Source organism: Achromobacter sp. Root565, from assembly GCF_001427425.1.
In the GTDB taxonomy this organism is placed as follows: domain Bacteria; phylum Pseudomonadota; class Gammaproteobacteria; order Burkholderiales; family Burkholderiaceae_B; genus Achromobacter; species Achromobacter spanius_D.
Genome location: NZ_LMGO01000001.1, coordinates 707,561 through 731,611, shown reverse-complemented (window position 1 = coordinate 731,611; position 24,051 = coordinate 707,561). Strand labels below are relative to the sequence as shown.

General features: G+C 66.2%; 24 protein-coding genes. 7 read left to right on the top strand and 17 right to left on the bottom strand.

Annotation, left to right across the window (positions count from 1 at the left end):
• Positions 1–256 precede the first annotated feature (256 nt).
• Positions 257–1,591 (top strand): DUF3100 domain-containing protein, encoded by a 1,335-nt coding sequence (locus ASD71_RS03230; protein WP_056559809.1) that lies wholly within the window; start codon positions 257–259, stop codon positions 1,589–1,591.
• Between the two features lie 109 nt (positions 1,592–1,700).
• Here the strand turns inward: ASD71_RS03230 and ASD71_RS03225 are convergent, their stop codons facing one another.
• Positions 1,701–2,294 (bottom strand): hypothetical protein, encoded by a 594-nt coding sequence (locus tag ASD71_RS03225; protein ID WP_056559806.1) that lies wholly within the window; start codon positions 2,292–2,294, stop codon positions 1,701–1,703.
• Positions 2,295–2,351: 57 nt separating this feature from the next.
• The gene (locus tag ASD71_RS03220) at positions 2,352–3,215 is read right to left on the bottom strand and encodes an oxidoreductase (protein ID WP_056559804.1); all 864 of its coding nucleotides are present in this window, start codon (positions 3,213–3,215) and stop codon (positions 2,352–2,354) included.
• A 151-nt stretch (positions 3,216–3,366) separates the two neighbouring features.
• Between ASD71_RS03220 and ASD71_RS03215 the strand changes: the two genes are divergently transcribed.
• Positions 3,367–4,275, top strand: coding sequence for an AraC family transcriptional regulator (locus ASD71_RS03215; RefSeq protein WP_235512162.1), 909 nt, complete (start codon positions 3,367–3,369; stop codon positions 4,273–4,275).
• 2 nt (positions 4,276–4,277) lie between these two features.
• On the opposite strand, the gene ASD71_RS03210 is transcribed toward ASD71_RS03215, so the two are convergent.
• From ASD71_RS03210 to ASD71_RS03200, 3 genes are all read right to left on the bottom strand, one after another.
• Positions 4,278–4,877, bottom strand: a complete 600-nt coding sequence (locus ASD71_RS03210) for a glutathione S-transferase (protein ID WP_056559803.1) — start codon at positions 4,875–4,877, stop codon at positions 4,278–4,280.
• A gap of 132 nt (positions 4,878–5,009) precedes the next feature.
• On the bottom strand, positions 5,010–5,660 hold the full coding sequence (locus tag ASD71_RS03205) for a carbonic anhydrase (protein ID WP_056559801.1): 651 nt from the start codon (positions 5,658–5,660) through the stop codon (positions 5,010–5,012).
• A gap of 185 nt (positions 5,661–5,845) precedes the next feature.
• Complete coding sequence (locus ASD71_RS03200) at positions 5,846–6,187, bottom strand: FxLYD domain-containing protein (protein WP_056559799.1); 342 nt, start codon at positions 6,185–6,187, stop codon at positions 5,846–5,848.
• Positions 6,188–6,431: 244 nt separating this feature from the next.
• Between ASD71_RS03200 and ASD71_RS03195 the strand changes: the two genes are divergently transcribed.
• Entirely contained in the window at positions 6,432–6,758 is a 327-nt protein-coding gene (locus tag ASD71_RS03195) for a PsiF family protein (protein ID WP_056559798.1), read from the top strand.
• Between the two features lie 252 nt (positions 6,759–7,010).
• Here the strand turns inward: ASD71_RS03195 and ASD71_RS03190 are convergent, their stop codons facing one another.
• From ASD71_RS03190 to ASD71_RS03165, 6 genes are read right to left on the bottom strand one after another with little or no spacing between them, the layout of a single operon-like run.
• The gene (locus tag ASD71_RS03190) at positions 7,011–8,051 is read right to left on the bottom strand and encodes a cyclase family protein (protein ID WP_056559796.1); all 1,041 of its coding nucleotides are present in this window, start codon (positions 8,049–8,051) and stop codon (positions 7,011–7,013) included.
• A gap of 5 nt (positions 8,052–8,056) precedes the next feature.
• Complete coding sequence (gene pcaD, locus ASD71_RS03185) at positions 8,057–8,836, bottom strand: 3-oxoadipate enol-lactonase (RefSeq protein ID WP_056559794.1); 780 nt, start codon at positions 8,834–8,836, stop codon at positions 8,057–8,059.
• Between the two features lie 54 nt (positions 8,837–8,890).
• Entirely contained in the window at positions 8,891–9,187 is a 297-nt protein-coding gene (locus ASD71_RS03180; RefSeq protein ID WP_056559792.1) for a YciI family protein, read from the bottom strand.
• A 12-nt stretch (positions 9,188–9,199) separates the two neighbouring features.
• Positions 9,200–9,475, bottom strand: coding sequence for a muconolactone Delta-isomerase (catC, locus tag ASD71_RS03175; RefSeq protein ID WP_056559790.1), 276 nt, complete (start codon positions 9,473–9,475; stop codon positions 9,200–9,202).
• A gap of 60 nt (positions 9,476–9,535) precedes the next feature.
• Entirely contained in the window at positions 9,536–10,180 is a 645-nt protein-coding gene (locus ASD71_RS03170; RefSeq protein WP_056559788.1) for a 3-oxoacid CoA-transferase subunit B, read from the bottom strand.
• Positions 10,177–10,866 carry a 3-oxoacid CoA-transferase subunit A gene (locus tag ASD71_RS03165; protein ID WP_056559787.1) on the bottom strand — a complete coding sequence of 230 codons (690 nt, stop codon included), beginning with the start codon at positions 10,864–10,866 and terminating at the stop codon, positions 10,177–10,179. The genes ASD71_RS03170 and ASD71_RS03165 overlap by 4 nt, the downstream gene beginning before the upstream one ends.
• Positions 10,867–11,059: 193 nt before the next feature.
• Between ASD71_RS03165 and ASD71_RS03160 the strand changes: the two genes are divergently transcribed.
• Positions 11,060–11,842, top strand: a complete 783-nt coding sequence (locus tag ASD71_RS03160) for an IclR family transcriptional regulator (protein ID WP_056559785.1) — start codon at positions 11,060–11,062, stop codon at positions 11,840–11,842.
• Between the two features lie 53 nt (positions 11,843–11,895).
• Here the strand turns inward: ASD71_RS03160 and ASD71_RS03155 are convergent, their stop codons facing one another.
• The 4 genes from ASD71_RS03155 to ppc all read right to left on the bottom strand — a co-directional run bounded on the left by ASD71_RS03155 (position 11,896) and on the right by ppc (position 18,946).
• The gene (locus tag ASD71_RS03155; protein WP_056559783.1) at positions 11,896–12,624 is read right to left on the bottom strand and encodes an SDR family NAD(P)-dependent oxidoreductase; all 729 of its coding nucleotides are present in this window, start codon (positions 12,622–12,624) and stop codon (positions 11,896–11,898) included.
• 139 nt (positions 12,625–12,763) lie between these two features.
• On the bottom strand, positions 12,764–14,104 hold the full coding sequence (locus ASD71_RS03150; RefSeq protein ID WP_056559781.1) for a short-chain fatty acid transporter: 1,341 nt from the start codon (positions 14,102–14,104) through the stop codon (positions 12,764–12,766).
• A 170-nt stretch (positions 14,105–14,274) separates the two neighbouring features.
• Entirely contained in the window at positions 14,275–15,207 is a 933-nt protein-coding gene (locus ASD71_RS03145) for a 3-hydroxyacyl-CoA dehydrogenase family protein (RefSeq protein ID WP_056559779.1), read from the bottom strand.
• 889 nt (positions 15,208–16,096) lie between these two features.
• Positions 16,097–18,946: a phosphoenolpyruvate carboxylase gene (gene ppc / locus ASD71_RS03140; protein WP_056559777.1), complete on the bottom strand. Its 2,850-nt coding sequence runs from the start codon at positions 18,944–18,946 to the stop codon at positions 16,097–16,099.
• A gap of 167 nt (positions 18,947–19,113) precedes the next feature.
• Between ppc and queC the strand changes: the two genes are divergently transcribed.
• Positions 19,114–19,833 (top strand): 7-cyano-7-deazaguanine synthase QueC, encoded by a 720-nt coding sequence (gene queC, locus ASD71_RS03135; protein WP_056319804.1) that lies wholly within the window; start codon positions 19,114–19,116, stop codon positions 19,831–19,833.
• Positions 19,834–20,392: 559 nt separating this feature from the next.
• Here the strand turns inward: queC and ASD71_RS03130 are convergent.
• Together ASD71_RS03130 and ASD71_RS03125 are read right to left on the bottom strand one after the other, a co-directional pair.
• Positions 20,393–21,625, bottom strand: coding sequence for an MFS transporter (locus tag ASD71_RS03130; RefSeq protein ID WP_056559776.1), 1,233 nt, complete (start codon positions 21,623–21,625; stop codon positions 20,393–20,395).
• The gene (locus tag ASD71_RS03125) at positions 21,622–22,167 is read right to left on the bottom strand and encodes a GNAT family N-acetyltransferase (protein ID WP_056559774.1); all 546 of its coding nucleotides are present in this window, start codon (positions 22,165–22,167) and stop codon (positions 21,622–21,624) included. The genes ASD71_RS03130 and ASD71_RS03125 overlap by 4 nt, the downstream gene beginning before the upstream one ends.
• A 105-nt stretch (positions 22,168–22,272) precedes the next feature.
• Between ASD71_RS03125 and ASD71_RS03120 the strand changes: the two genes are divergently transcribed.
• Together ASD71_RS03120 and ASD71_RS03115 are read left to right on the top strand one after the other, a co-directional pair.
• Positions 22,273–23,172, top strand: coding sequence for a LysR family transcriptional regulator (locus ASD71_RS03120; protein WP_200949352.1), 900 nt, complete (start codon positions 22,273–22,275; stop codon positions 23,170–23,172).
• On the top strand, positions 23,169–23,978 hold the full coding sequence (locus tag ASD71_RS03115) for a helix-turn-helix domain-containing protein (RefSeq protein WP_056559770.1): 810 nt from the start codon (positions 23,169–23,171) through the stop codon (positions 23,976–23,978). Before ASD71_RS03120 ends, ASD71_RS03115 begins: the two co-directional genes overlap by 4 nt.
• Positions 23,979–24,051 lie beyond the last annotated feature (73 nt).

The following is a 24,051-nucleotide window of genomic DNA, read 5'->3' as shown; positions in this document are numbered from 1 at the left end:
ATTTTCCACGGCAACAATTAAGGGTTTACCCTTATTTCGGTTAATTCCGTGCAAAATTTTCCCAGGAAGGGACTATCCGTTGCATTTTACGCAACGTTTATCGGCGGCCGGTGTCATGGTTGCCCGCCAGAGGGGCGGGCGAAAATTGCGCGGTCCGAGCCGGCCGCCCGTTGCGCGTGCCGATCGCGCCGTATTGGCCGCTTGAATCGGCCGGATCGCTGCCGCGATCACTATTCACGTCATCAGGGGAAAACCAATGTCTCATGCCAGCGCAAGCCTGGCCTCGCCGTCCATGCCGCTATCGGGGCGCGTGCGCATGCTCGCCGCCATCCTGCTCGTGGTGGTCATTGCCGAAGCGATCGGCAGCGTCACCTTCTCGGTCGGTCCGGGCAAGATCATCCTGCAGCCCATGCTGTGGGCCATTTTCATCGGCGCAGTGGTTGCGGCGTTCGGCCAGCGGCTGCCGGCGGGCGCGGGCATCGACAAGGCCATGCAGACCCGCATCAGCGGCTACCTGCAATACGCGCTGCTGCCCTTCCTGGCCAAGCTGGGTCTGATGGTGGGCGGCGCCTTGCCGCAGGTGCGCGAAGCCGGCTGGGCGCTGGTGTTCCAGGAGTTCGGCCACTTCTTCGGCACCATGGCCATCGGCCTGCCGCTGGCGCTGCTCCTGGGCATCAAGCGTGAAGCCATTGGCGCGACGTTCTCGGTGGGCCGCGAGCCCAGCCTGGCGATCATCGGCGAGCGCTACGGCATGAACTCGCCCGAAGGCCGCGGCGTCATGGCCGAATACATCACCGGTACCGTGATCGGCGCGCTGTTCGTGGCGCTGATGGCGGGCTTCATCACCAGCCTGAACATCTTCGACCCGCGCTCGCTCGCGATGGGCGCAGGTGTGGGCTCGGGCAGCATGATGGCCGCTGGCGTGGGCGCGATCGCTTCGCAGCAGACGCCCGAAATGGCGCATCAGGTCGCTGCGCTGGCCGCCGCGGCCAACCTGCTGACCACCGTGGTCGGCGTGTACTTCACGCTGTTCATCTCGCTGCCCACGACGATCTTCCTGTACGGCAAGCTGGAACCCGTGCTGGGCCGCTTCTCGCGCGGCAAGAACGAGGCCGTGGTCGACGACAGCGTCTCGGAAGACGTGCCGGCGCACGGCACGAAGATGGGCTTTGGCGACCGCCTGACCGCCTACGTCATCTGTGGCCTGTTCGCGCTGGTGGGCAACCGCCTGGGCTACAACGTGCCCTTCGCGGACGCGCTGCCCGGCATGGGCATCATCGTGCTGCTGGTCGTCATCACCGACCTGGTGCTGCGCGTCGTGCCCAAGCTGCCGGCCGTGTTCGTGCTGTCGGTGATCGCCATGACCGCCGGCTGCCCCGGCGTGCTGCCGTACTCGGATCAGATCATTGCGATGGTCGGCAAGGTCAATTTCCTGCCGTTCACGACGGTGATTCTGGCGATGGCGGGCCTGTCGATCCTGAAGGACCTGCCTGCGTTCCGCAAGCTGGGCTGGAAGATCGTGGTGGTGTCGCTGGCTGCCAATGCCGGTACGTTCATGGGCGCCACGATGATCGCGGAATTCTTCCACTGATCGGCATTCGCGTCATGAAAAAGCCGCCTGTTGCACAGGCGGCTTTTTTTTGTGGGTTTGCTTGGGACGGTGTCAGACACCTGGGGATCAGCTAACGGGTGTCTGACACCTAGGGAGCAGTGCGCGGGGCGGCGCCGGGCCGGTAACGCGCGTTGTCGGTCACGTTTTCAGTGGGGCCGATGTTGGCCACCGCAGGGATGCCGACGCCCGCCGCCTTCATGACAGCCGCGGCCTGCAGTTCCACCTGCGGATTACCCATGGCGACGCGGTAGGGTTGCAGCGGCGCAAGGCCTTCGATGGTGCCCCAGTCGTTCGCGGTGTCGGCGCGTTGGGCCACCGGGTCGGGCCGCGCGGCAAAGTCCTCGACCGCGCGCCGCATCCGGGCGTCCGCGTACAGGTCGCGCAATTCATCGATGTTGATGGCGGGGGCGGTGAAGGCGAGGGGCGCGACCGCAGGGTCAGCTTTCGCTCTGACAGGCAGGGCGTCTTGATCGGCCCGCGCCAATTTGTCGGCCTGGGCGCGTTCGACGCGCTGGGCGTCGCGGGCGGCCTGGGCCTGCGCGGTGCGCTGCGCCTGCCGGGCTGCGTAGTTCTGCGCGGCGCGTTCGGCTTCCCAGGCGGGGCGGTTTTCATCCAGCATCGAAACGCGCGCCGGATAAGGCGCGGCGACGTGGGGGATGGCGGAGATCGCAGAAATGGCCATGCGGGGGCTCCTTGTCGTGATTGACCTTTGGGTTGGTCTGTCCGGGGAGAGGCAAGTTCACTGTAGCAAAGGCCCCTGCGAAAGGCTTTGTCCATCTGTGGATTTCGTAACCGTCTCCCACGCCGTCAATTCTTCCCGCAAGGCGGCCAGCTTGCCCCGCACCAATCCGAGCGCATCGCTGCCGAGCAGCAGGTGTGCGGGTGGATGATCGGCGTTGATGGCCGCCAGCATCGCGCGCGCCGCCTTGCGCGGATCCCCCAGTTGATGGCCGCTTTTCTCTTCGCGGGCCTTCCGGATGGGGTCGAAAATGGCGTCGTAGTCCGCAATGGCGCGGGGGGGGCGCGTCATGGATCGGCCTGCCCAGTCGGTGCGAAACGACCCCGGCGCCACCGCCGTCACGGCGATGCCCAGGGGCTGCACCTCCTTGCCCAGGGCTTCGGAAATCCCTTCCAGCGCGAACTTGCTGCCGCAGTAGTACGCGATGCCGGGCATGGTGATGTGCCCGCCCATGGACGTGATGTTCAGGATGTGGCCGCGCCGACGCTGGCGCATGAAGGGCAGGACCGCCTTTATCATCGCGACCGCGCCAAACACGTTCACGTCGAACTGGCGGCGCATTTCCGACAGGGGCGACTCTTCCATCACGCCTTCATGGCCGTAGCCCGCGTTGTTGACCAGCACGTCGATGGCGCCGGCGCTGGCTTCGATATCGGCTACGACGCCGTCGATGGCGTCGAAGTCGGTGACGTCCAATATGCGCCCGATGGCAGCGCCGGGAGACAGGCTTTCAAAGGCGAGGCGGGCCGGCTCGCCGCGCACGGTGCCGACGACGCGGTGGCCTGCGGCAAGGGCTTCCTCGGCCAGGGCGCGGCCGAAGCCGCTGCTGACGCCCGTGATGAGCAGGGTTTTGGGGGAGGTCATGGAGCAGACTCCAAAGTCACTGGAGAATGCATGGTAGTCTTGCGAAAACCTGTGGATAAGCCGTATTACGCTGCTTATCTTGCACAAAACTATGAGCGCCATATCCACGACCCCCGACGACGCGTTAGGCGCCGATCTTGCTGAAAGCCGCATGGCCGCGCTGCTGCGCGGTCTGGCGCCTGACGAGGGCTACAACCTGACCGCGTTGCCCAGCGTGCGCGTGCTGCGCGCCAACCGGGCGCTGGCGCGCACGCCGGTGCTATATGACCCCGGCATCGTGATCGTCTGCCAGGGCCGCAAGCGCGGCTACTTCGGGGATCGGCTGTACCTGTACGACGAGCAGCATTACCTGGCCGTCTCCGTCCCGGTGCCCTTCAGCATGGAGACCGACGCAACCCCCGAGCGCCCGTTGCTGGCGCTGTACCTGCACCTGGATTTCGCGCTGGCCGCGGAACTGGCTTCGCAGATCGACGGCGCCGGCGTCGCGGCAGCTGCCCAGGCGCCGCAGAGCATGTTGTCGACGCCGATGGACGACGCGATGCGCACGTCGGTGCTGCGATTCATCGAGGCCATGTCCCGGCCGCTGGAAGCCGCCGTGTTGGGACCGGGCCTGTTGCGCGAACTTTACTTCCGCGTGCTGACCGGGCCGCAGGGCAGTTCGATGCGGGAAGCGTTGTCCCTGCGCGGGCAGTTTGGCCGGATCGGCAAATCCCTGCGCCTCATTCACGCGGAATACGCCGGGCCGCTCGACGTGACGCGGCTGGCGGAAGAGGCGGGCATGAGCGTCCCGAGTTTTCACAGCCATTTCAAGGCGGTGACGCAGGTCTCTCCCATGCAGTACGTGAAATCGACGCGCCTGCACCAGGCGCGTCTCTTGATGGTGCGGCAGGACCTGACGGCCGAGACGGCGAGCCAGGCGGTGGGCTACACGAGCCCGTCTCAGTTCAGCCGCGAGTTCAAGCGCCTGTTTGGCCAGACGCCGGCGGCGGAGGCGCGACGCATGCGCGAAGGCTTCGCCCTGCCGGCGTTTGCGGACGCCACCTACGTGTCGTCACACTGAATTCAAGGCTTGGTGGCCTGCATCGACGGACGCTGGCTGAAGCTTTCGAACCACTTGGCCGTGGCGGGATGCGAGGCGCGCCAGTCCAGATCCGGAAAGCGGAAGTCCAGATACCCCAGCGCGCAGCCGATGGTGATGGTGCCGATGTCGAGCCGGCCTTCCAGGCCTGCGGCGTTCTTTTCGATGAGCGCGAGGCCGTCGCGCACCTTGCCAAGCTGGCCCTCGACCCAACCATCCCAGCGCAACGCCTCGGGGCGCAGCACGGTCTCGTAGCGCGCCAGCAGCGCCGCACCCAGCATGCCGTCGGCCATCGCCTGCTCGGCCAGCACCGGCCAGCGGGCCTTGCCGGCAGGAAAGAACGTACCGCCGCCCAGGTCGTTCAGGTACTCGCAGACGACGCGGCTGTCGAACAGCGCCTGGCCTTCATCCGTGATCAACGTGGGCACCTGGCCCAGCGGGTTGCTCGGGATGATGGTCTGGTCGCGGGCGACGGGACCAGCAGCGCTGGGCAGCTTTTCAAGGCGGTCGACCAAGCCGAGTTCATGGGCGATGACCATGCACTTGCGTACGAACGGCGAAGCAGGCGAGAAGAAGATTTTCATGGGATTCCCTGTCGGTGAGAGGCGTCAGTGTTGCGCAGGGGGCGAACGCTGTCCAGCCTGCTGGCGGATGACCGGCGGGGAAGGCATGAAGGGGGAACGGCGCCGGAGCCGATGCGGTCCGGCGCGCGACGCTTATTGCGTAATACCCGTTTCCAGGCAGGGCTTGAATTCGCCGGATTCCGGATCGCGCAGGAACAGCACGCCGGTGGCCACGCCGAAGTAGGCGCCGTGCAGTTCCAGTTCGCCCCTTTCAACGCGCCGGCGGATGGACGGGAACGTCATCAGGTTGTTCAGGCTGTGCGCGACGGTGGCCAGCTCCAGGCGCTTCAGGTTGGCCTGGCGGTCGCCGGTATCCGGCGACATGCCCTTGGCCACGGGTTCGATCTGCGACATCCACTTGCCGATGAAATCGCTCTTGCTCAGCGGCGTGGCGTCGTCGAAGAAGAAGCGGATGCCGCCGCAGGATGCGTGGCCCAGCACGACGATGTGCTTGACGTTCAGGCCGTTGACCGCGAATTCGATCGCGGCGCTGGTGCCGTGGTACGACGATTCCGAGTCCGGGTCACAGGGCGGCACAAGGTTGGCCACGTTGCGCACGACGAACATCTCGCCGGGGCCGGCATCGAAGATCGCTTCGGGCGACACGCGCGAGTCGCAGCATCCAATGATCAGGATTTCCGGGCTTTGGCCGATTTCGGCCAGCTTTTGATAGCGGCTGCTTTCCGTCTGGAAGCGGCCGTCCAGGAACGATTGATAGCCTTCGGAGAGTCTTTTGGGAAACATGATCTTCACTTCCTAGTATCGAGGCCAGGCTTGCTGGCGCGCCGGCATACGCAAGAAGGGGCTTCGTGTGGAAGCCCCTTTTATCGAGCCGGCAGCCAGGATTTTCCCATAATCGGCCTGATAGCCGCCTGTCTAGACCCTGATCGCAAAAGGGTTTTTCGCGGCTTGGCGGTCGCCGGGCCGCCCTAGCGGGCAGCCACGTCCAGCGCGGTCACGCGGGTGAATTCTAGCGGCGTGATGGCCTTGACCACCTTGATCTGGCCGGGAGCAAAGGGGCCGACGACGTCTTCGCTGACTCGGCCGATCTCGCGGTTCTGCGCGTCGTACAGGACATAGGTGAGGAGGACGCTGCTGACGGGGCGCTCGGACTGGTTGGCCAGAAAGCCGGTGATGGTGGAGACGTTGCGGGTGCTGTCGCGCACGGCCTGTACGTTGCCCAAGGTGATGCCGTAGGCAAGGCTTTGCGCGGCGGCGGCGCCGGACAGGCCGGCCAGCACTGCGAGCGCGGCAAGGGCGAGTTTCTTCATGGTGGTCTCCTGATGCCCGCGGCGTGACGGTTGCAGCGCGGCTCGCGGCGCGGGGTATGCGTATCTCACTCCTTTCCGGGCGGGGATACAACGGGCCAGATGGATGAATGGGTAACAGGTTGCGGCGGATATTGCGAATGCTGGGGGTTTGTCCGATGATGACCGGGCCGGCGCCTTGGCCGGCGGACCGTGCCGCCCGCGTTGCGCGTGCCATTGCGCTTGGGGGCGCTCAAGGGAGGAACTCATGCTTTCCCGTACCAGCCAGCTGGCTTCGGCCATCCTGTTGTCCGCATGTTTTGCCGGCGCGCAGGCGCAGACCCCCGCCGCTCCCTCAACTGCCAAGACGCCCACGCCACAGCAGCAGCGCATGTCGGACTGCAACAAGTCCGCCGAGGGCAAGAAGGGCGACGACCGCAAGGCGTTCATGAGCAGTTGCCTCAAAGGCGAAGAGCCGGCCAAGCAATTGACGCCGCAGCAGCAGAAGATGAAGGACTGCAACGCGAAGGCCGCGGAACAGAAACTGGCCGGCGACGCGCGCAAGACGTTCATGAGCACCTGCTTGAAGGGTTGAGCGACCGGCAAGAGAAAACGCCAGACGAATGTCTGGCGTTTTTTTGGGGGCCGGCAAAGGATTCGGTCAGCTACGGTCAGGTGTCTGACACTCCTGGCACACCGGTTAAGTGGAAGATGCTCTCCTGCGGGTGTCAGACACCCATGATGCACCGGTGCACCTTTACGGCTGTCTCGTACGGGTGTCAGACACCTGACCTGTGCTGGTGTCAGACACCTCCTGTGCTGATGTCTGACCCCGGCGCTACACACCTCACGCCGTTGCAATCGGCGTGACGGGCGAGCCGATCGCGTGCGGCAGGCGCAGCGGGGGCGCAGTCAGCATGAAGTGGTGGCGGCCGTTGGCGAACAGAAATTCCGACAGGTCCTTCAGATACCAAAGCTCCGCCAGCGGCAGGCCCAGCTTGAACAGGCAGTGGTGATGCAGCGGCAGCATCGGACGCGCGCCGGATTTTTCGCGGGCAGGGTAGGCCTCGACCGCGTAGTTGTCGGCGCAGATGGCGGCGATGCCGCTGTCGGTGATCCACTGCAGCAGCGCGTCGTCGGTGCCGTCCAGCGCGGCGCCGTATGTGTGCAGCACCTCGGGGTCCGGCGTGCCGTTCATGGCGACCACGGCTTCGGCGTAGCCGGTGCGCAGCACCAGCATGTCGCCGCGCTCGACCGTGATCCCGTCCGCTTCCAGCACGTGCATCAATTCGGCATGGCCGATCAGCGTGCGGCCGGGGCCGTAATGGCGGAACAGGTCGACCAGCACGCCGCGGCCCTGCATGCCTTTCTGCGCCAGGTTTTCTACACCCAGCTTCAGCGCGGCGGACGGGCCGCCGCTGTTGCAGCCGCAGCCGGTGTGGTCGCCATCCTTGGGTCCCACAACGTCCACGCCCGCCTGAAAGCCGTTGTAGTAGCGCAGCTCGGGCGTGCCGTCGCCATCGGCATCAAACAACGCGCCGACGTGCGCCAGCGCGTCCCATTGCGTCGAGTACTGCATCGACAGCAGCACCTGGTCGTCGCTCAGCACGTCAAGCGCGTCAGGGTTGACGTTTTTCAACGGGAAGTTCAGGTACGGCGTGTCCTTGAGCTTCGTTGGGCTCAGTTGCGGCGGATGGCGGCGCGGGTTGAGCACGTTGCCGCCGGGCAGGTCCAGCGGCAGCGACAGGCAGAAGGTCTTGCCCGCGCGGATCTCGCGCGCGCCCTTCAGGACCTGTTCTTCGGTAATGAGATTCAGGCGGCCGAGTTGGTCGTCGGGCCCGAAGTCGCCCCAGTTGGAGCCTTCGGGCCGATGCTTCCAGCGTTGCATGCGGCTTACTCCGTCAGGAAGTCGACGACCGCGCGGGTGAAGGCTTCCGGTTGCTCCCAGTTCGAGATGTGGGAGGTGTTCAATTCAACGTAGCGCGCGCCGGGAATGGCGGCCGCGAGTTCCTGGCCTTGCGCGGGTGTGGCGGCCAGGTCGTGCGTGCTGCTGATGACCAGCGTGGGGGCGGCGATGGACGACACCTGCTCGCGGAAGTCGGCGTCGCGCAGTGCAGCGCAGTTGCCCGCGTAACCGGCGTCCGGCGTGCGGCGCAACATGTCGATCAGCACCTGTGTCAGGCCCGGCTCGGCGGCGCGGTAGCCGTCGGTGAGCCAGCGTTCGACCAGCGTGGGCGCCATCTTTTCGAGCGTCTGCTCGGCCACGGCGGCGATGCGGGTGCTCCAGCCTTCGGCCGAGCCGATGCGCGCAGCGGTGTTGCACAGGACCAGCTTGCCGACGAGTTCGGGGCGCGCCAGCGCGAGCCACAGGCCGGTCGGGCCGCCCATGGACAGGCCGCAGAAGTGCGCGCGTTTGATGTCCAGGTGGGCCAGCAGTTCGGCGACGTCGTTGCCCAGCTGCTCGAAGCTGTATTCGCCTTCGGGGACCGACGACTTGCCGTGGCCGCGGGTGTCGTAGCGCAGCACGCGGAAATGCTTGGTGAGTTCAGGGATCTGGCGGGCCCACATGTCGGCGCAGGTGCCCAGCGAGTTGGAGAGCACCAGCACCGGCGCGTCGGCGGGGCCATCGATGACGTAGAACAGCCGTGCCTGGCTGAGATCGGCGTAAGCCATGTGGAATTCCTTTGGGGAAGGCGGCGGCCGCGCAAGAAGGCGGCCGCGCGGGTATTACAGGTGGCAGACGCCGTCGACGTAGGCTTTGCGCCAGCGGGTGATGGTCACGCGGTCGAACAGGTCGGCCCGCGCGAACGGATCGGCGTCGATGAATTGCTGCGCGGCTTCGCGCGTGTCGACGTCGACGATGTACAGCCCGCCGCCCGCATCCTTGCCGTCATCCTGCAGCTTGGCGCCGCACGCCAGCAGCAGCTGCTTGTTGGCATCCAGGTATTCCAGGTGCTTGGCGCGGTGCTGCTGGCGCACTTCCTGGTGGTTGGGCTTGTCGAAGGTTTCGATGATGTAGGGCATGCGAGGCTCCTGTCAGATCGCCGAGGGATGGCGCGCGAGCGCGGTGACTTCGATATCCATGTACGGGAAAAGCGGCAGCGACGACAGCAGCGTGTGCAGCTCGTCGTTGTTTTCGACGTCGAAGATGCTGACGTTGGCGTAACGGCCGACGACGCGCCACAGGCTCTTCCATTTGCCGTCGCGCTGCAGCTGCTGCGCCAGGGCCTTTTCGTCAGCCTTGAGCTTGTCCGCGCGTTCGGCGGGCATGTCGACGGGCAGATTGACCTGCATTTGAACCATGAACAACATGATGGACTCTCCATGATGCCGCCCCGGCGCGCGGGGCGGTGTAGCGGCAATTAAGGGGATTCAGTTCGCGAACTTCAGCGGCAGGCCGGTCAGGCGCAGCAGCTCATCGGCGGTCATATCGCCAAAGATGTCGGTGACCGTCACCCCATCCTTGTTGATGTCGAACACCGCAACGTCCGTGTACACACGCGATACGCAGCGCACGCCGGTCAGCGGATAGGTGCAGGCGTCGACCAGCTTGCTTTGGCCTTCGCGGGTTTGCAGTTCCATCATCACGAAGACGTCCTTGGCGCCGATGGCCAGGTCCATCGCGCCGCCGACGGCGGGGATGGCGTCGGGCGCGCCCGTGTGCCAGTTGGCCAGGTCGCCATGCTGCGAGACCTGGAATGCGCCGAGCACGCAGATGTCCAGATGGCCGCCGCGCATCATCGCGAACGAATCGGCGTGATGGAAGAAGGAGCAGCCGGGCTGTTCAGTGACGGGCTGCTTGCCGGCGTTGATGAGGTCGTAGTCTTCTTCGCCCTTGGCAGGCGCGGGGCCCATGCCCAGCATGCCGTTTTCGGTGTGCAGGATGACTTCGCGGCCGGCCGGCAGGTGGTTGGCGACGAGCGTGGGCAGGCCGATGCCCAGGTTGACGTAGGCGCCTTCAGGAATGTCCTGCGCGACGCGGGCGGCGATCTGGTCGCGGGTCAGTTTGGTGCTCATTGCTGCTCCTTGGCGGCCTGCTGGCCTGCGATCTGCACGACGCGCTTGACGAAGATGCCGGGGGTGACGACGGTTTCGGGGTCGAGCTCGCCCAGTTCGACGATCTCGCGGACCTGCGCCACGGCCACGCGCGCGGCGCTGGCCATGATGGGGCCGAAGTTGCGGGCGGTCTTGCGGTAGACCAGGTTGCCCCAGCGGTCGCCGCGTTCGGCCTTGATCAGCGCGTAGTCGGCGTGCAGCGGGTACTCCAGCACGTACTGGCGGCCGTTGATCTCGCGGGTTTCCTTGCCATCGGCCAGCGGGGTGCCGTAGCCGGTGGGCGTGAAGAACGCGCCGATGCCGGCGCCGGCGGCGCGGATGCGCTCGGCCAGATTGCCTTGGGGCACGAGTTCCAGTTCCAGCTTGCCGCTGCGGTACAGGCCGTCAAAGATCTGCGAGTCCGCCTGGCGCGGAAACGAGCAGATGATCTTGCGCACGCGGTTGGCGCCCAAGAGGGCGGCGAGGCCCGTAGTGCCGTTGCCGGCGTTGTTGTTGATGATGACCAGGTCCTTGGCGCCCTGTTCAAGCAGGGCGTCGATCAGTTCCATGGGCTGGCCGGCGGTGCCGAAGCCGCCGATCATGACGGTGGCGCCATCGGGGACGTCCGCCAGGGCGGCGGCAGCGCTTGCAACAGTCTTAGAGATCATGATGTTCGCTCATAGGTGGCGTGTCATAATTTGTTCTTCTTTCGAACTTTCGTTCTTCTGAAGAACATCGTTTCATGGGGAATGCGAAGGCGTCAAGGCATGCCCGCACGCCGCACTCTCCATCGTTCGGAGTCGCCCGCAAGGGGCAACGCAGGCTCGCCGCGGCGGGCCTTTTACTCGTGGAACCAGACGGATGGCCGAGCAAGATCCCCAGCAACCCAGCGACAGTTACGTGCAGTCCTTCGCGCGCGGCCTGTCGGTGATCCGGGCCTTCGGCCCCGACCGTTCGCAGATGACGCTGTCCGAGGTGGCCGCGGTAACGGGGCTGACCCGCGCCGGCGCGCGCCGCATCCTGCTGACGCTGGAACACCTGGGCTACGTCACGGCTGACGACCGCAAGTTCTCGCTGACCCCGCGCATCCTGGAACTGGGCTACGCCTATCTGTCGGGCACGCCGCTGTGGAACCTGGCGCTGCCCTACATGGAAGAAGTCGCCGAGCTGACGCGCGAGTCCTGCTCCGTGTCGGTGCTGGAAGGCGCCGACATTGTGTACATCCTGCGCCTGTCGACGCATAAGGTGATGACGATCAATCTGGCCGTGGGCAGCCGCTTGCCGGCGTGGGTGACGTCGATGGGCCGCGTGCTGCTGGCGGGCCTGCCGGAAGCCGAGCTGGACCGGGTCTTGGCGATGAGCCAGATCCAGACCTACACGGCGGAAACCGTCACCGACATTGCCGAATTGAAGCGCGTGCTGGCCGGCGTGCGTGCCGACGGCTATGCCTGCGTGGCGCAGGAGCTGGAGCCCGGCCTGCAATCCGTGGCCGTGCCCATCATCGACCGCAGCGGCCGCGTGATCGCCGCGATGAACGTCAGCGGTCATGCCAATCGTTTCTCGCGCGAGGCGATGCTGGAAGCCTTTTTGCCGCCGCTGCGCCGCGCCGCCGACCAGATCAACCACGCGCTGCTGCGCCGCTAGGCAAAGCCTGCGGGCGGCAGAAAGGTCGATCAGGGCGGACATGGCGGCCGCGCTCAGATGGGCGCGACGCCGAGCGTCGTGCCGCCGCAGACATACAGCATCTGGCCGGTGACAAAGCCGTTGTCAGGCGACAGAAAGAACATCGCGGCGCGCGCGACATCTTCGGGCGTGCCCAGGCGCTTGACGACGATGCTGTTGATGATGCGCTCGGTCTGCGGCGCGCCGGCCGGATTGCTCTTCGTGAAGAGATCCGTGGCGATGGGGCCGGGGCCGATGGCGTTGACGGTGATGCCGTCGCCGCCCAGTTCCATGGCCAGCGTGCGCGTCAGGCCCACCAGCCCGGCCTTGGTGGCCGAATAGACCACGCGATCCGGCTTGCCCAGCGCGGCGCGCGACGACATGTTGACGATGCGGCCAAAGCCGGCTTCGCGCATGGCGGGCAGCGCGGCCTGCACCAGGATGAGCGCGGTGCGCAGGTGCAGATTGACGACGTAATCCAAGTCCGCCAGCGTGGCGGTGTCGGCCGTGCCGGGCCGCGTGGCGCCGGCGTTGTTGACGAGGCCGACGATGTTGAACGCGCTGGTGACTTCGCGCGCGACTTCCTGCGTGCGCGCCTCGTCGGTCAGATCGGCCTGATACGAGACCAGACCCGCCGGCGGATTCTCGGGCAGCTTGTAGTCGATGTTGACGACCTTGTGGCCGGCATCGAGCAGCATGCGGATGATGGCGGCGCCGATCCCGGCGCTGCCGCCGGTGACGAGATATGCGGTGGGTTTGGTCATATCAATTCCCGTTCGGTTCAAAAAACACTGCTCTGACAACTTCCCGGCTCCCCCCGATCAGGGACACCGCTAGATCCGGCTCCGCCGGTCTGCAGGTGTCGCCCCTGGGGGCGCGCGTGAGCGCGTAGGGGGGGACCGATCAATGGGTCAAATAGCCCCATGCCAATACTGCGGTGATGTGGATCACGCCGACCCACAGCATCATGATGACGGTATAGCCCATCACGTCGCGCAGCTTGAGCTTGGACAGGGCCAGCGCCGGCAGGATCCAGAAGGGTTGCACCAGATCATTCCAGGCGTTGCCCAGCATGACGGCCATGGTGGTCTGGTTGAGCGCGCTGCCGATTTCCTTGGCGGCGTCGATCATGAACGGACCCTGGATGACCCAGTGGCCGCCCGCGGACGGCGCGAAGAAGTTGATGACGAACGAGCTGATCAGACCCCAGAACGGCAGGGTTTCAGGCGTGGCGACGTCGACGAAGACCGCGGAGATCGTGGTGACCAGACCCGAGGCGGCCATGATGGCCATGATGCCGGCGTAGAACGGGTACTGCAGGATGATCCCGGAAATGGTCTTGATGCCTTCGGTCAGCTTGGCGACGTAGGCGGCGGGCGTGCCGAGCAGGATGATGCCCAGGAACAGGATGATGAAGTTGATGAGGTTCAGGTCCAGCGAACCGCCGTCCATGAAGTGGAAGACAACGTAGGCCACGCCCAGGGCGCCAATCAGCATGCTGAGCAGGCGGCTGTTGTTGAGCTTGGAGGCGATGGTGCCCTTTTCGAGCATGTCTTCGGCGGCGTTGGACGCGTTGGCATCGCGGTCGATGTTGGGATCGACTTCGACGATGGCCTCACCCTTCTTGGGGTGCAGCCAGGCGTTGAGCAGCGGCAGGGTGATGATGATGACCAGGCTGGTGAGCAGCATGGGCACGGAGAAGATGGTTTCCGACAGGGGGATGGTGCCCATCTGCGCGGCGGTGGGGTGGCCGGGCGTGGCGACCAGGACGGGGATGCTGGCGGACAGGCCCAGACCGTACATGGTGAAGCCGCTGTAGGCGGCGGCGATGATCAGGGGGTAGTGAACGCCCTTGACCTTCAGGGCCAGCTTCTTGGCGACGATGCCGCCAATGACAAGGCCAAAGCCCCAGTTCAGGTAGCTGCCGACGCCGCCGACCAGCGTGGCGACGATGATGGCGGTGTGCGGCTTGTGGACGTGGCTGACGATGCGGTTGAGCAGGCGGTCGGTCAGCGGCGCGGTGGCCAGCACGTAGCCCATGGCGAGGATGACGGCCATCTGGGTGGTGAAGGCCAGCAGGCTCCAGAAGCCTTTGCCCCAGGCGCGGGTGACGTCGCCGATGCCTTGTCCTTCGATGCCCATGGCGAGCAGCACGGTGAGCAGGGTCAGCGCGATCGCAAAGACGAAGGGATCGGGCAGATACTTGCGCATCAGCTCGGTAAAGAATGAAGCCAGTTTATTCATGGTGCCTCCAACAACTCCGTAAGGCGGTTCTCTGATGTCCGGCGGCGCGCGTGATCGGGTGACGATGCGGGCGTGCCGGACGATTGCTTTTCTTTGTGTGGGTGGGCTCGTGGCCCGATGGCGCGGTCGGTCTTGGCCGCCGCGCTTTTTGTGGATGTTTGAGAACGGACTCAGGAGCCGCTGGCTTTGCCTGTGAGCCACGCAGCGAGTTCGCCGAGGGCGGCGCTTTTTTCGCGCAGGACGCGCTCGCGGCGTTCGGGGCTCCAGGTGTAGAAGCCCTGGCCGCTTTTGGCGCCGATGTGGCCGCTGTCGACTTTGCTTTTGAGCAGGTCGGAGGGTTCGGTGCGGTTTTCGAGATCTTTATAGAGATAGCTGGCGATGGCGTAGTGGACGTCAATGCCGTTCATGTCGCGCTGTTCTAGCGGGCCGGACAGGGCGAGGCGGATGCCCAGGCTCCATTTGACGACTTCGTCTATGTCCTCTGCGCTGGCGACGCCTTTTTCCAGCAGGGAGATGGCTTCGCGGGCGAGGGCGTGCTGGATGCGGTTGGCGATGAAGCCGGGGATGTCCTGCCGAACGAGAACGGGCCGCTTGCCGCCGAAGCGCAGGGTGGCCATGACCTTGGCGACGGTGTCCTCCGAGGTGTCATCGTTGCGGACGACTTCGACGAGGGGGATGACGTCGGCGGGGGTGAAGAAGTGAGTGCCGACAAAACGGTCGCGGCGCTGGACGGCGCTGGCGATGGCGTTGATGGACAGGCCGGAGGTGTTGGTGGCGAAGACGGTGTGCGCGGGGCACAGGGTGTCGAGCTTGGCGAAGATGCCGCGCTTGAGGTCGAGATTTTCCGGGACGGCTTCGATGACGAGGTCGCTGGTGGCGGCTTCCAAGCCGGGTTCCAGGCGGATGCGCTGGATGGCTTCCTGGACTTGGCCGGGGGCGTAGACGTTGAGCTGACGTTCGATGGTCTTCAACGCGCGTTCCAGGGCGCCTTCGACCGGATCAATCAGAACGACGTCGAGTCCCTTCGAGGCGAACAGCGCGGCAATGCCGCTGCCCATGGCGCCTGCGCCGATGACGGCGAGATTCTTGAGGGGAGTGTCCATGATGGCTCGCTTGGTGCTTGCGGCTGCTGCTCGCAGGCGGGCACGCGGGGACCAGGGGTGATGCTGTCTCGTCCAGGGTGCCTTTCTGTGCGCGCTTGGCCAGAAAAATCTTTGTGTTCTATATACGAACATTTGTGCGTGTATAGAATTTCTGTGGGGGATAGTACTAAAAGTTGCTGGGGGTGGACAAATGGAGGATTGGGGATGTTCGGTGGGTGGACGGTGGGCGTGATTGGCGCTGGCGGATTTATCGGCTGACTTCGGCTGGTGGCCGGGTCTGCGCGCGGGGCGTGGCTGAATAGGTATCCGGCGTAGTTGATGCTTGTTGTGCCGTGAAGGGTGCCTGTCTTGTTGTTGGCCGTGCTTTGCTGCCGGGCTGCATGTTCTTTTGACGCCCGGCGTGGCGCGGGGCTACGATTGCGGTCCGGAGCCTTCGCTCCGGACTGCCCCTTCGTCATCTTCGTCCAGGCCTTCGGCCTTCCCTTCAGATTCCCTCGGGCGCAATCTACACGCCCCGCGCACCCAGGCCGCCGCCACGCCGGGCTCCGGCGGCTTGAGCTTGTCGGGCGCWGGGGCTGGCGGGGTTCTTGAGGTTCTTGCCTGCGCTTGCGCGGGTTTGAAGCGTCTTGCGGWGCCCGCCCCGCGTCGGCCGCGCGGGCGGCCTGGCGGGGCTTACGCTGTGTCTTGCGTCGGTGGCGTGACGCTTCGCGCTGGCGCAGTCTTCCTGGTGTCTGGCGGCGGCCTAGATGCAGATGCTCTCAGGTGTCTGACACCCTTACGYACYGYCGTCTGAGYTTGCCGCGACGTGGCTGGGTGTCTGACACCGGCCGCAAGCTGCGATGCTGGCGGCGCCAGCGACACCCAACGGTTCGTGTTCACGGCAGAGGCCTTACCCCGAATTCCGCAGCCCCGCCGCGATCCCGTTGATCGTCAGATGGATCGCGCGCTGCACCCGCTTGTCGATCTCCGCACTCGGGTTCTTCTGCGCCGCGCGATGCCGGCGGATGAGGTCGATCTGCAAATAGTTGAGCGGGTCGATATAGGCGAAGCGCTCGCGCAGCGCGATCTGCAACGTGGGGTTATCGGCGAGCAGTTCGCGTTGCGTCAGCAGCTTGAGCATCGCGACGGTGCGGCCGTGTTCGGCGCTGATGGCGCCGAAGATGCGCTCGCGCAAAGCGCGTTGGGGGACGAGCTGGGCGTAGCGGGCCGCGATCGCCAGATCGGATTTGGCCAGCACCATTTCCATGTTGGAAAGCAACGTGCGGAAGGCGGGCCAGTCGTGCGCCATTTCGCGCAGTTGTGCAAGGCGGCCGCGGCGTGAGCGGGGGGCGTCGGGGGCGCCGGTTTCGAGGTAGGCCTCGATGGCGGAGCCCATGCCGTACCAACCGGTGAGCATGAGGCGGCATTGGGCCCACGAGAAGCCCCACGGGATGGCGCGCAGGTCTTCGATGCGCTGGCCTTTTTTGCGGGAGGCGGGGCGTGAGCCGATGTTCAGGCCGGCGATTTCGCTGATGGGGGTGGCGGCGAAGAAGTATTCGGCGAAGCCGGGGGTGTCGTAGACGAGGCCGCGGTAGGTGCGTTGCGCGGTGTCGGACATGAAGGACATGGCGGGGCCGTGGTGAGCCATGTGGGCGTCTTCGGCGCTGGTGGCTTCGGCGCGCGGGGCGAGGCTGGATTCGAGGGTGGCGGCGATGAGCAGTTCAAGGTGCCAGCGGCCGACTTCTGCGTCCTTGTATTTGCTCTGGATGACTTCGCCCTGTTCGGTCAGCCGGATCTGGCCGGCAACGGTGCCGGGGGGCTGGGCGAGGATGGCATCGAAGCTGGAGCCGCCGCCGCGTCCGACGGAACCGCCGCGGCCGTGAAAGAGGCGCAGGCGGACGTTGCGGGTGGAGAAGACGTCGACGAGCGCGCGCTCGGCCTGGTAGAGCGACCAGTTGGACGTCAGAAAGCCGCCGTCCTTGTTGCTGTCGGAGTAACCCAGCATGACTTCCTGCGCGCCATTCTGCGCAAGCTTCACGCGCTGGCGGACTTCGGGCAGGTCGAGCCAGGCGGCCATGATGTCGGCGCCGCGCTGCAAGTCGGGGATGGTTTCAAAGAGGGGCACGACCATGAGGCCGTCTTCGGCGGGAATGTCCTGGCCGGCGGGCGCGATGAGGCCGGCTTCTTTCTGCAGGACCATGACTTCGAGCAGGTCGCTGAGCGTTTCGGTGTGCGAGACGATGGTCTGGCGCACGGCCTGTTTGCCGTAGCGGGCGCGGCCGGCGGCGGCGGCGCGCAGGACGGCGAGTTCGCGGGTGGTGTCTTCGGAGTAGGCGATCCAGGGCGATGCCAGCGGGCGCGCCTGCGCGAGTTCAGCGCGCAGCAGGTCGACGCGTTGTTCTTCGGATAGCGCGAGGTAGTCGAGGGGCTTGCCATCGTGCGTGACGCCGGCGCGCGAGAAGAGTTCGGCGAGCGCGGCTTCGTGGACGTCGGAGCTTTGGCGCAGGTCGACGGTGGCGAGGTGAAAGCCGAAGACTTCGACAGCCTGCTGCAGGCCGGACAGGCGCAGTTTGGCGAGCGGGGCGCCGTGGTGCGCGCCGAGCGACGCGGCGATGACGGCGAGGTCGGCGGCCAGCTCTTGGGGCGCGTCGTAGGCGGGCGCGGCGACGGTGCTGCGGCGGGCGAGGTTCTGGCCGGTCAGGCGCAGCGCGGTGGCGGCCAGTCGGGCGTAGATGCCGACGAGGGCGCGCCGGTAGGGTTCGTCGCGGCGGTGCGGGGAGTCGTCGCCGCTGCGCTCGGCGAGCGCGAGCAGTTCGGGGTTGACGGCGATGAGCAGGGTGGTGATGGACAGTTCGGCGCCGAGGGCGTGGACTTCCTGCAGGTAGTGCTCGAAGAGGACAGTGGCCTGGCGCAGCAGGGCGCGTTCCAGGGTGGCGGCGTCGACGTTGGGATTGCCGTCGCGGTCGCCGCCGATCCAGCTTCCCATGCGCAGGAAGGGTTCGAGCGGAGGAGGCGGGGCGGCGAAGGGCTTGGCGGATTCGCGGTTGAGCAGCTTGGAGAGGTCGCCGTAGAGGCGTGGAATGACCTGCAGGAAGGTGCTGCGGTAGTACGAGAGCGCGTTTTCGATTTCGTCGGCGACGGTCAGGCGGGTGTAGCGCAGCATGCGGGTCTGCCACAGGGTGGCGACGCGGCCGAGCAGGGCGGTGTCGAGTTCGGCCAGCTCATCGGGCGTGAGCTGGGCTTCGCGTTGCGCGAGGGCGGTGGAGATTTCGCGGTGAACGTCGAGGGTGCTCTTGCGCTGGACTTCGGTGGGGTGCGCGGTGAGGACGGGCATGACGCAGGCCTCGGCCAGCAGGCGGCGGATGCGCGCGACGCCGACGCCTTGTCCGCCGAGAATCTGAATGGCTTCGCGCAGGCTGCCGCGCGCGGGCGTGCCGTCGGTGAGGGCGCGGGCGCGTTGGCGGCGGTTCTGGTCGCGGTCTTCGGCGATGTTGGCCAGATGCAGGAAGTAGCTGAAGGCGCGGGCGACGGAGTTGGGGTCGCTGCCTTGCAGGCGCTTGACGCGCTGTTCGAGCAGCTTGCTGTCGGCGTCGTCGCCTTCGCGGCGGAATTTGACGGCGGTGCGGCGCAGGGTCTCGATGGTGTCGAAGACGCGCTTGCCTTCGCATTCTTCGATGACTTCTCCTAACAGCCGGCCTAACAGCCGGATATCGTGACGCAAGGGTTCTGCGGAATCGGACTGCGTGCGCTTGGCATTCATCGTGCGGGGATCCGTCTGACGGCTGTTGGAAGAGGACTAAATCGAAGCGGGCGTTGCGGGAAAACCTTGAAAATGATCGGTCGATTTTACGCAGCGTTCCTTACGGGGGAGGCGGTTTGCTCGGTTAAAGTGCGGGGTATCCCTTCGTCATTCCATAAGCCCCCTTTATGCAAAATCATCAACGTCGCGCGCTCGTGCTGTTTTCGGGCGGGCAGGATTCCACCACTTGTCTCGCCTGGGCGCTGGATCGCTACGCGCATGTGGAGACGGTCGCTTTCGATTACGGACAGCGCCATCACATCGAACTGTCGGCACGGCTGAATGTGCTGCGCGAGATCCGGGCCAATTTTCCGGACTGGGCGGCGCGTCTCGGCGAGGACCATTTGCTGGACCTGAAGGTGTTGGGGCAGGTGGGCGATACGGCCATGACTAGCGACCGGGCAATCGAAATGCAGGCGAATGGCTTGCCGAATACGTTTGTGCCGGGGCGCAATCTGCTGTTTCTGACGCTGGCGGCGGCGCTGGGGTATCGGCGTCAGCTGGATGTGTTGGTGGGGGGGATGTGCGAGACGGATTTCTCCGGCTATCCGGATTGCCGGGATGACACGATCAAAGCGCAGCAGGTGGCGTTGGGGCTGGGGCTCGGGTCACGGGTGACGATTGAGACGCCGTTGATGTGGATCGATAAGTCTGAGACCTGGGCGTTGGCGTATGCGCTCGGGGGGGATGCGTTGGTGGAGACGATCGTCGAGGAAAGCCATACGTGTTATCTCGGGGAGCGGGGGGCTCGGCATGATTGGGGGTATGGGTGCGGGGAGTGTCCGGCTTGCAAGCTGAGGAAGATCGGGTGGGAGAAGTGGGTGGTGGCTTCGGCGGCTGAGGGGTGAGCTGCTGATCATTTTCTGGTGCTTGGAAGGTGGAAGCGCTGATGGTTTTGCATTGGTTTGTGGTTTGAAGTTTTGGCCGCTTTGGTGCCATGGGGTTGGTTCTTGAGGCGCTCGTTGTTTCGGCGCGGGGCTACGATTGCGGTCCGGAGCCTTCGCTCCGGACTGCCCCTTCGTCATCTTCGTCCAGGCCTTCGGCCTTCCCTTCAGATTCCCTCGGGCGCATCTACACGCCCCGCGCGCCCCAGGCCGACGACACGCCGGGCTCTGGTGGTTTCAGCTTGGCGGGCGCTGGGGCGAATCGGGTTCTTGAGGTTCTTGCCTGCGTCCGGGCTGTTTGAAGCATCTTGCGGGGTCCGCCCCACGACGGCCGCGCGGGCGGCCTGGCGGGGCTTACGCGGTGTCTTGCGTTTGGTGATGACGCTTCGCGCGTGGCTGCGGTGTGTTTGGGTGTCTGTCACCGCCCAGAACCACTCGAGGTGTCTGACACCCTACAGAAACGCCCGTCCATCTTGCGCCACCGCCTCCTGGGTGTCTGACACCGTCCCAAGAACGCCAGCGCTCAAACACCATCCCGCGCCGCTGGCACAACGCCAGACGCGACGGTCTTCGCTGCGTCGTTCACCCGCCCGATAAACCGCCATCTCAGCATCCCCGCCGCAACCGCAATGGCCGCGGCTAGCGCTGCGGACGCCATCATTGCCGCTTTCGCGCCCTGCCACTCGATGACAAACGCATACGCAACCGGCGCGGCGGCGGTGAGTAGAAAGCTGGGGATCAGCAGCGATCCAACCAGCGCGCCATAGCTGCGAAAGTCGAAGAGCGCCAGCGGCAGCGTGCCGCGGGTGATGGTCATGAGTCCGTTGCAGGCGCCATAGAGCAGGGTGTAGGCGGCGGTGGCGTAGAGGTTGCCGCCGGGGACGAGGGCGAGCAGAAAGCACAGGGGGAGAGCCAGGCCTACCGCCAGGTTGAGCGTCAGGGGATGCAGGCGGGCGCCGACGAGGACGTCGCCCAGTCGGGCAGCGAATTGGCCGATGCCCCATAAGGCGGCGACGGTGACGGCGGCGGCGGTGGTCAGGCCAAGGCCGGTCAGCAGCGAGAAGAGGTGGGCGGCGTTGCCGGCGGCCAGGAAGTTGGTCAGCATCGCGATGGCGGCGTACAGGATGCCAGCAAGGCGGCGTTCGGCGGCGGTGCGGGTGAGGCCCGTGGAGGCCTTGCCGCCGTCGGTGGCGGACGCGGTGTAGCGGCGGCGGGGCAGGGCCAGGTAGAGGGGGACGGTGGCTAGCGCGAGCGCGGCGTAGACCAGGGCGGCGCCGCGCCAGCCCAGCCATTCGGCGAGGAAGTGGCCGATGGGCCACATGACCGTGGACGCCAGGCCGCCGAAGAGGGTGATCTGGGACATGGGGCGGCGCGCGGCGGGGCCGGCTGCGCGGGCCAACGCCGCGAAGGCGGCGTCGTACAGGCACAGGCGCATGCCGACGCCGAGCGCGGCCCAGGCGGCGAAGTAGAGCGCGTGCGAATGGGTGATGGCGAGCAGGGCGCAGCCCAGGGCGGACAGGACGGCGCCAGCGGGCATGACGCGGTGTCCGCCCCAGCGGTCCACCGCGGCGCCGGCGGCGGGCGAGACGAGGGCCATGACGACGATGGCGGCGGAGAAGCCGCCGTAGACCGTGGCGGTGCTCCAGCCCAGGTCGGCTGTCATGGCCGGGCCGAGGGCGCCGATGAGGTAGAAGGTGACGCCCCAGCCGACGAGCTGGGTGAGACCCAGGCAGATGACGGCGCGGGGGCGGATCATGGGCGTTGCGGGGGCGTGGTGTCGCCTTCGCCGAGGCTGCGCTGCATGAGGACGGTGTCGCGCCATTCGCCGTGCTTGTGTCCCACGGACCGTAACGTGCCGACAGGGTGAAAGCCTTGGCTGGCGTGCAGGGCAAGCGAGGCGGCGTTGCGGCTGTCGCCGACCACGGCCACCATCTGGCGCCAGCCGGCGGCGGTGCAGCGCTCGACCAGTGCGGCGAGCAGCTTGCCGCCGATGCCCAGTCCGGCGCGGCCGGCCTTGACGTAGACGGAGTCTTCGACGGTGTGCCGGTAGGCGGGGCGCGGGCGGTAGGCGGTGACGTAGGCATAGCCGACGACTTCGCCGTTGATCTCGGCGACGAGGTGGGGCATCTCTTTTTCGAGGACGCCGGCGCGGCGTTGGCGCATTTCGGCGATGGACGGCGGCTCGAGCTCGAAGGACGCGGTGCCGTGCTCCACGTGATGTGCGTAGATGGTCTTGATGGCGGGCAGATCGGCTTCCGCGCTGTCGCGGATGAGGACGGTGGGCGAATGAGGCGACATGGAATGGCCGGGGTGGCTAATCGAAAACGCCAGTGTGAGCCAACGCAAACCATTAATAAAGCTTTGGTCTATTATGATTTTTATAAGCAAAACTTTGGTATGGCCATGCGCGGCTTGAATCTGGACCACTTGCGCACATTCGCGCAGGTCATCGAACTAGGCAGTTTTTCCGCCGCCGCCGAGCGCGGGGGCGTGACGCAGCCCGCGGTCAGCCTGCAGATCCGCCAACTGGAGCGGCGTTTTGGATTGAAGCTGGTGGAGCGCGTCGGGCGGCGCGCGGGACCGACGGCAGCGGGGCGGGAATTGCTGGCCCACATCCGCGTGATCGACGGCGCGGTGGCGCAGGCCGAGCAGGCGATGTCGTCGCACGCATCGCAGGTCTCGGGGCGGATCCGGCTTGGCACGGGCGCCACGGCGTGCACCTATCTGCTACCGCCGGTGCTGGCGGATCTGCGGCAGCGGTTTCCGGCGCTGGATATCGTGGCCAGCACGGGCAATACGGCGGACATGCTGCGCGGGCTGGAGGCCAATACGTTGGATATCGTGCTGATCACGCTGCCGGCGCCGGGTCGCATGTTCCAGGCGACGCCGGTGATGGAGGACGAGTTCGTGGCGATCTTTCCGTCGCGCGATGCGGCCGCCATTCCCGAGGTGGTGACGCCTCAGTCGCTGGCGCGGCTGCCGCTGGTGCTGTTCGAGCCGGGCGCACGCACGCGGCGGTTGGTGGACGACTGGTTCGAGGCGGCGGGCGTGGCGGCCAAGCCGATCATGGAATTGGGCAGCACGGAGGCGATGAAGGAAATCGTGGGCGCGGGACTCGGCTGCGCGGTATTGCCCCGGCTCGCGGTATCGGGCGCGGGAAGGCGCGAGGCGCTCGAAGTGCGCTCGCTGACGCCGCGCCTGTCGCGCGATCTGGCGATCGTCCTGCGGCGCGACAAACCGCTCAGCCGCGGACTGCGGCATCTGCAGGACGCGCTGCTGGCGTTGGGGGGGCGAACGCCATGACGGCGTCCCGCAAGGCTCCCATGGTGGCCGAACCCGACCTCTATCCCTACGAATCCTCGCGCCGTCCGGTGGCGGGGCTGGCCGTGGACTATCCGGACGGTCACCGCGTCAAACGCCACCGCCATCGGCGCGGGCAACTGGTGTATGCGATGTCGGGCGTGATGGTGGTGGATACGGACGCGGGCATCTGGGTGGTGCCGCCGACGCGCGGCGTCTGGGTGCCGGCGTGGGTGTCGCACGGCATCCGCATGAGCGGCGAACCGCGCATGCGCACCGTTTTTGTCGAGCCGGGCGCTGCGACGCACTTGCCGGCGCAATGCTGCGTTTTGTCCGTGTCGCCCTTGCTGCGCGAGCTGATGGCGGCCGCGGCCGAGGTGCCACTGGACTGGGCGCCGGATACGCGCGATGGGCGGCTGATGATGCTGCTGCTGGACGAGCTGCGCCAGGAACCCGCGCTGCCGCTGCATCTGCCGCAGCCGTCGGAACCGCGTCTTGCGCGCATCTGCCGCGCCATCGTGCGGAATCCGGAGCGTCAGGACGGGGCTGCGGACTGGGCGCGGGCGTTGAGCGTGGATCCCAAGACGGTGCACCGGCTTTTTGTGCGCCATACGGGCATGACGTTCGGGCGCTGGCGCCAGCAGGCACGGCTCTTGGCGGCGATGGAGCGGCTGGCGCGGGGCGATCGCGTGCTGGATGTGGCGCTGGACCTGGGGTACGAAAGCCCGAGCGCATTTGCGGCCATGTTCCGCAAGGCGCTGGGCGAGTCACCCAGCGCATTCGCGGCGCGGGGCGTGGGGGCCGCCTGACGTTCGCCTGACGGACGCGTGTCCGTTCCAGCACGGTCGCGGGGCGGCCGGGCGCGGAACCAGCGTATTATTT

Coding starts and splice junctions, on each gene's coding strand:
- ASD71_RS03230 (WP_056559809.1), top strand. CDS start 257: ATGTCTCATGCCAGCGCAAGCCTGGCCTCGCCGTCCATGCCGCTATCG.
- ASD71_RS03225 (WP_056559806.1), bottom strand. CDS start 2,294: ATGGCCATTTCTGCGATCTCCGCCATCCCCCACGTCGCCGCGCCTTAT.
- ASD71_RS03220 (WP_056559804.1), bottom strand. CDS start 3,215: ATGACCTCCCCCAAAACCCTGCTCATCACGGGCGTCAGCAGCGGCTTC.
- ASD71_RS03215 (WP_235512162.1), top strand. CDS start 3,367: ATGGCCGCGCTGCTGCGCGGTCTGGCGCCTGACGAGGGCTACAACCTG.
- ASD71_RS03210 (WP_056559803.1), bottom strand. CDS start 4,877: ATGAAAATCTTCTTCTCGCCTGCTTCGCCGTTCGTACGCAAGTGCATG.
- ASD71_RS03205 (WP_056559801.1), bottom strand. CDS start 5,660: ATGTTTCCCAAAAGACTCTCCGAAGGCTATCAATCGTTCCTGGACGGC.
- ASD71_RS03200 (WP_056559799.1), bottom strand. CDS start 6,187: ATGAAGAAACTCGCCCTTGCCGCGCTCGCAGTGCTGGCCGGCCTGTCC.
- ASD71_RS03195 (WP_056559798.1), top strand. CDS start 6,432: ATGCTTTCCCGTACCAGCCAGCTGGCTTCGGCCATCCTGTTGTCCGCA.
- ASD71_RS03190 (WP_056559796.1), bottom strand. CDS start 8,051: ATGCAACGCTGGAAGCATCGGCCCGAAGGCTCCAACTGGGGCGACTTC.
- pcaD (WP_056559794.1), bottom strand. CDS start 8,836: ATGGCTTACGCCGATCTCAGCCAGGCACGGCTGTTCTACGTCATCGAT.
- ASD71_RS03180 (WP_056559792.1), bottom strand. CDS start 9,187: ATGCCCTACATCATCGAAACCTTCGACAAGCCCAACCACCAGGAAGTG.
- catC (WP_056559790.1), bottom strand. CDS start 9,475: ATGTTGTTCATGGTTCAAATGCAGGTCAATCTGCCCGTCGACATGCCC.
- ASD71_RS03170 (WP_056559788.1), bottom strand. CDS start 10,180: ATGAGCACCAAACTGACCCGCGACCAGATCGCCGCCCGCGTCGCGCAG.
- ASD71_RS03165 (WP_056559787.1), bottom strand. CDS start 10,866: ATGATCTCTAAGACTGTTGCAAGCGCTGCCGCCGCCCTGGCGGACGTC.
- ASD71_RS03160 (WP_056559785.1), top strand. CDS start 11,060: ATGGCCGAGCAAGATCCCCAGCAACCCAGCGACAGTTACGTGCAGTCC.
- ASD71_RS03155 (WP_056559783.1), bottom strand. CDS start 12,624: ATGACCAAACCCACCGCATATCTCGTCACCGGCGGCAGCGCCGGGATC.
- ASD71_RS03150 (WP_056559781.1), bottom strand. CDS start 14,104: ATGAATAAACTGGCTTCATTCTTTACCGAGCTGATGCGCAAGTATCTG.
- ASD71_RS03145 (WP_056559779.1), bottom strand. CDS start 15,207: ATGGACACTCCCCTCAAGAATCTCGCCGTCATCGGCGCAGGCGCCATG.
- ppc (WP_056559777.1), bottom strand. CDS start 18,946: ATGAATGCCAAGCGCACGCAGTCCGATTCCGCAGAACCCTTGCGTCAC.
- queC (WP_056319804.1), top strand. CDS start 19,114: ATGCAAAATCATCAACGTCGCGCGCTCGTGCTGTTTTCGGGCGGGCAG.
- ASD71_RS03130 (WP_056559776.1), bottom strand. CDS start 21,625: ATGATCCGCCCCCGCGCCGTCATCTGCCTGGGTCTCACCCAGCTCGTC.
- ASD71_RS03125 (WP_056559774.1), bottom strand. CDS start 22,167: ATGTCGCCTCATTCGCCCACCGTCCTCATCCGCGACAGCGCGGAAGCC.
- ASD71_RS03120 (WP_200949352.1), top strand. CDS start 22,273: ATGCGCGGCTTGAATCTGGACCACTTGCGCACATTCGCGCAGGTCATC.
- ASD71_RS03115 (WP_056559770.1), top strand. CDS start 23,169: ATGACGGCGTCCCGCAAGGCTCCCATGGTGGCCGAACCCGACCTCTAT.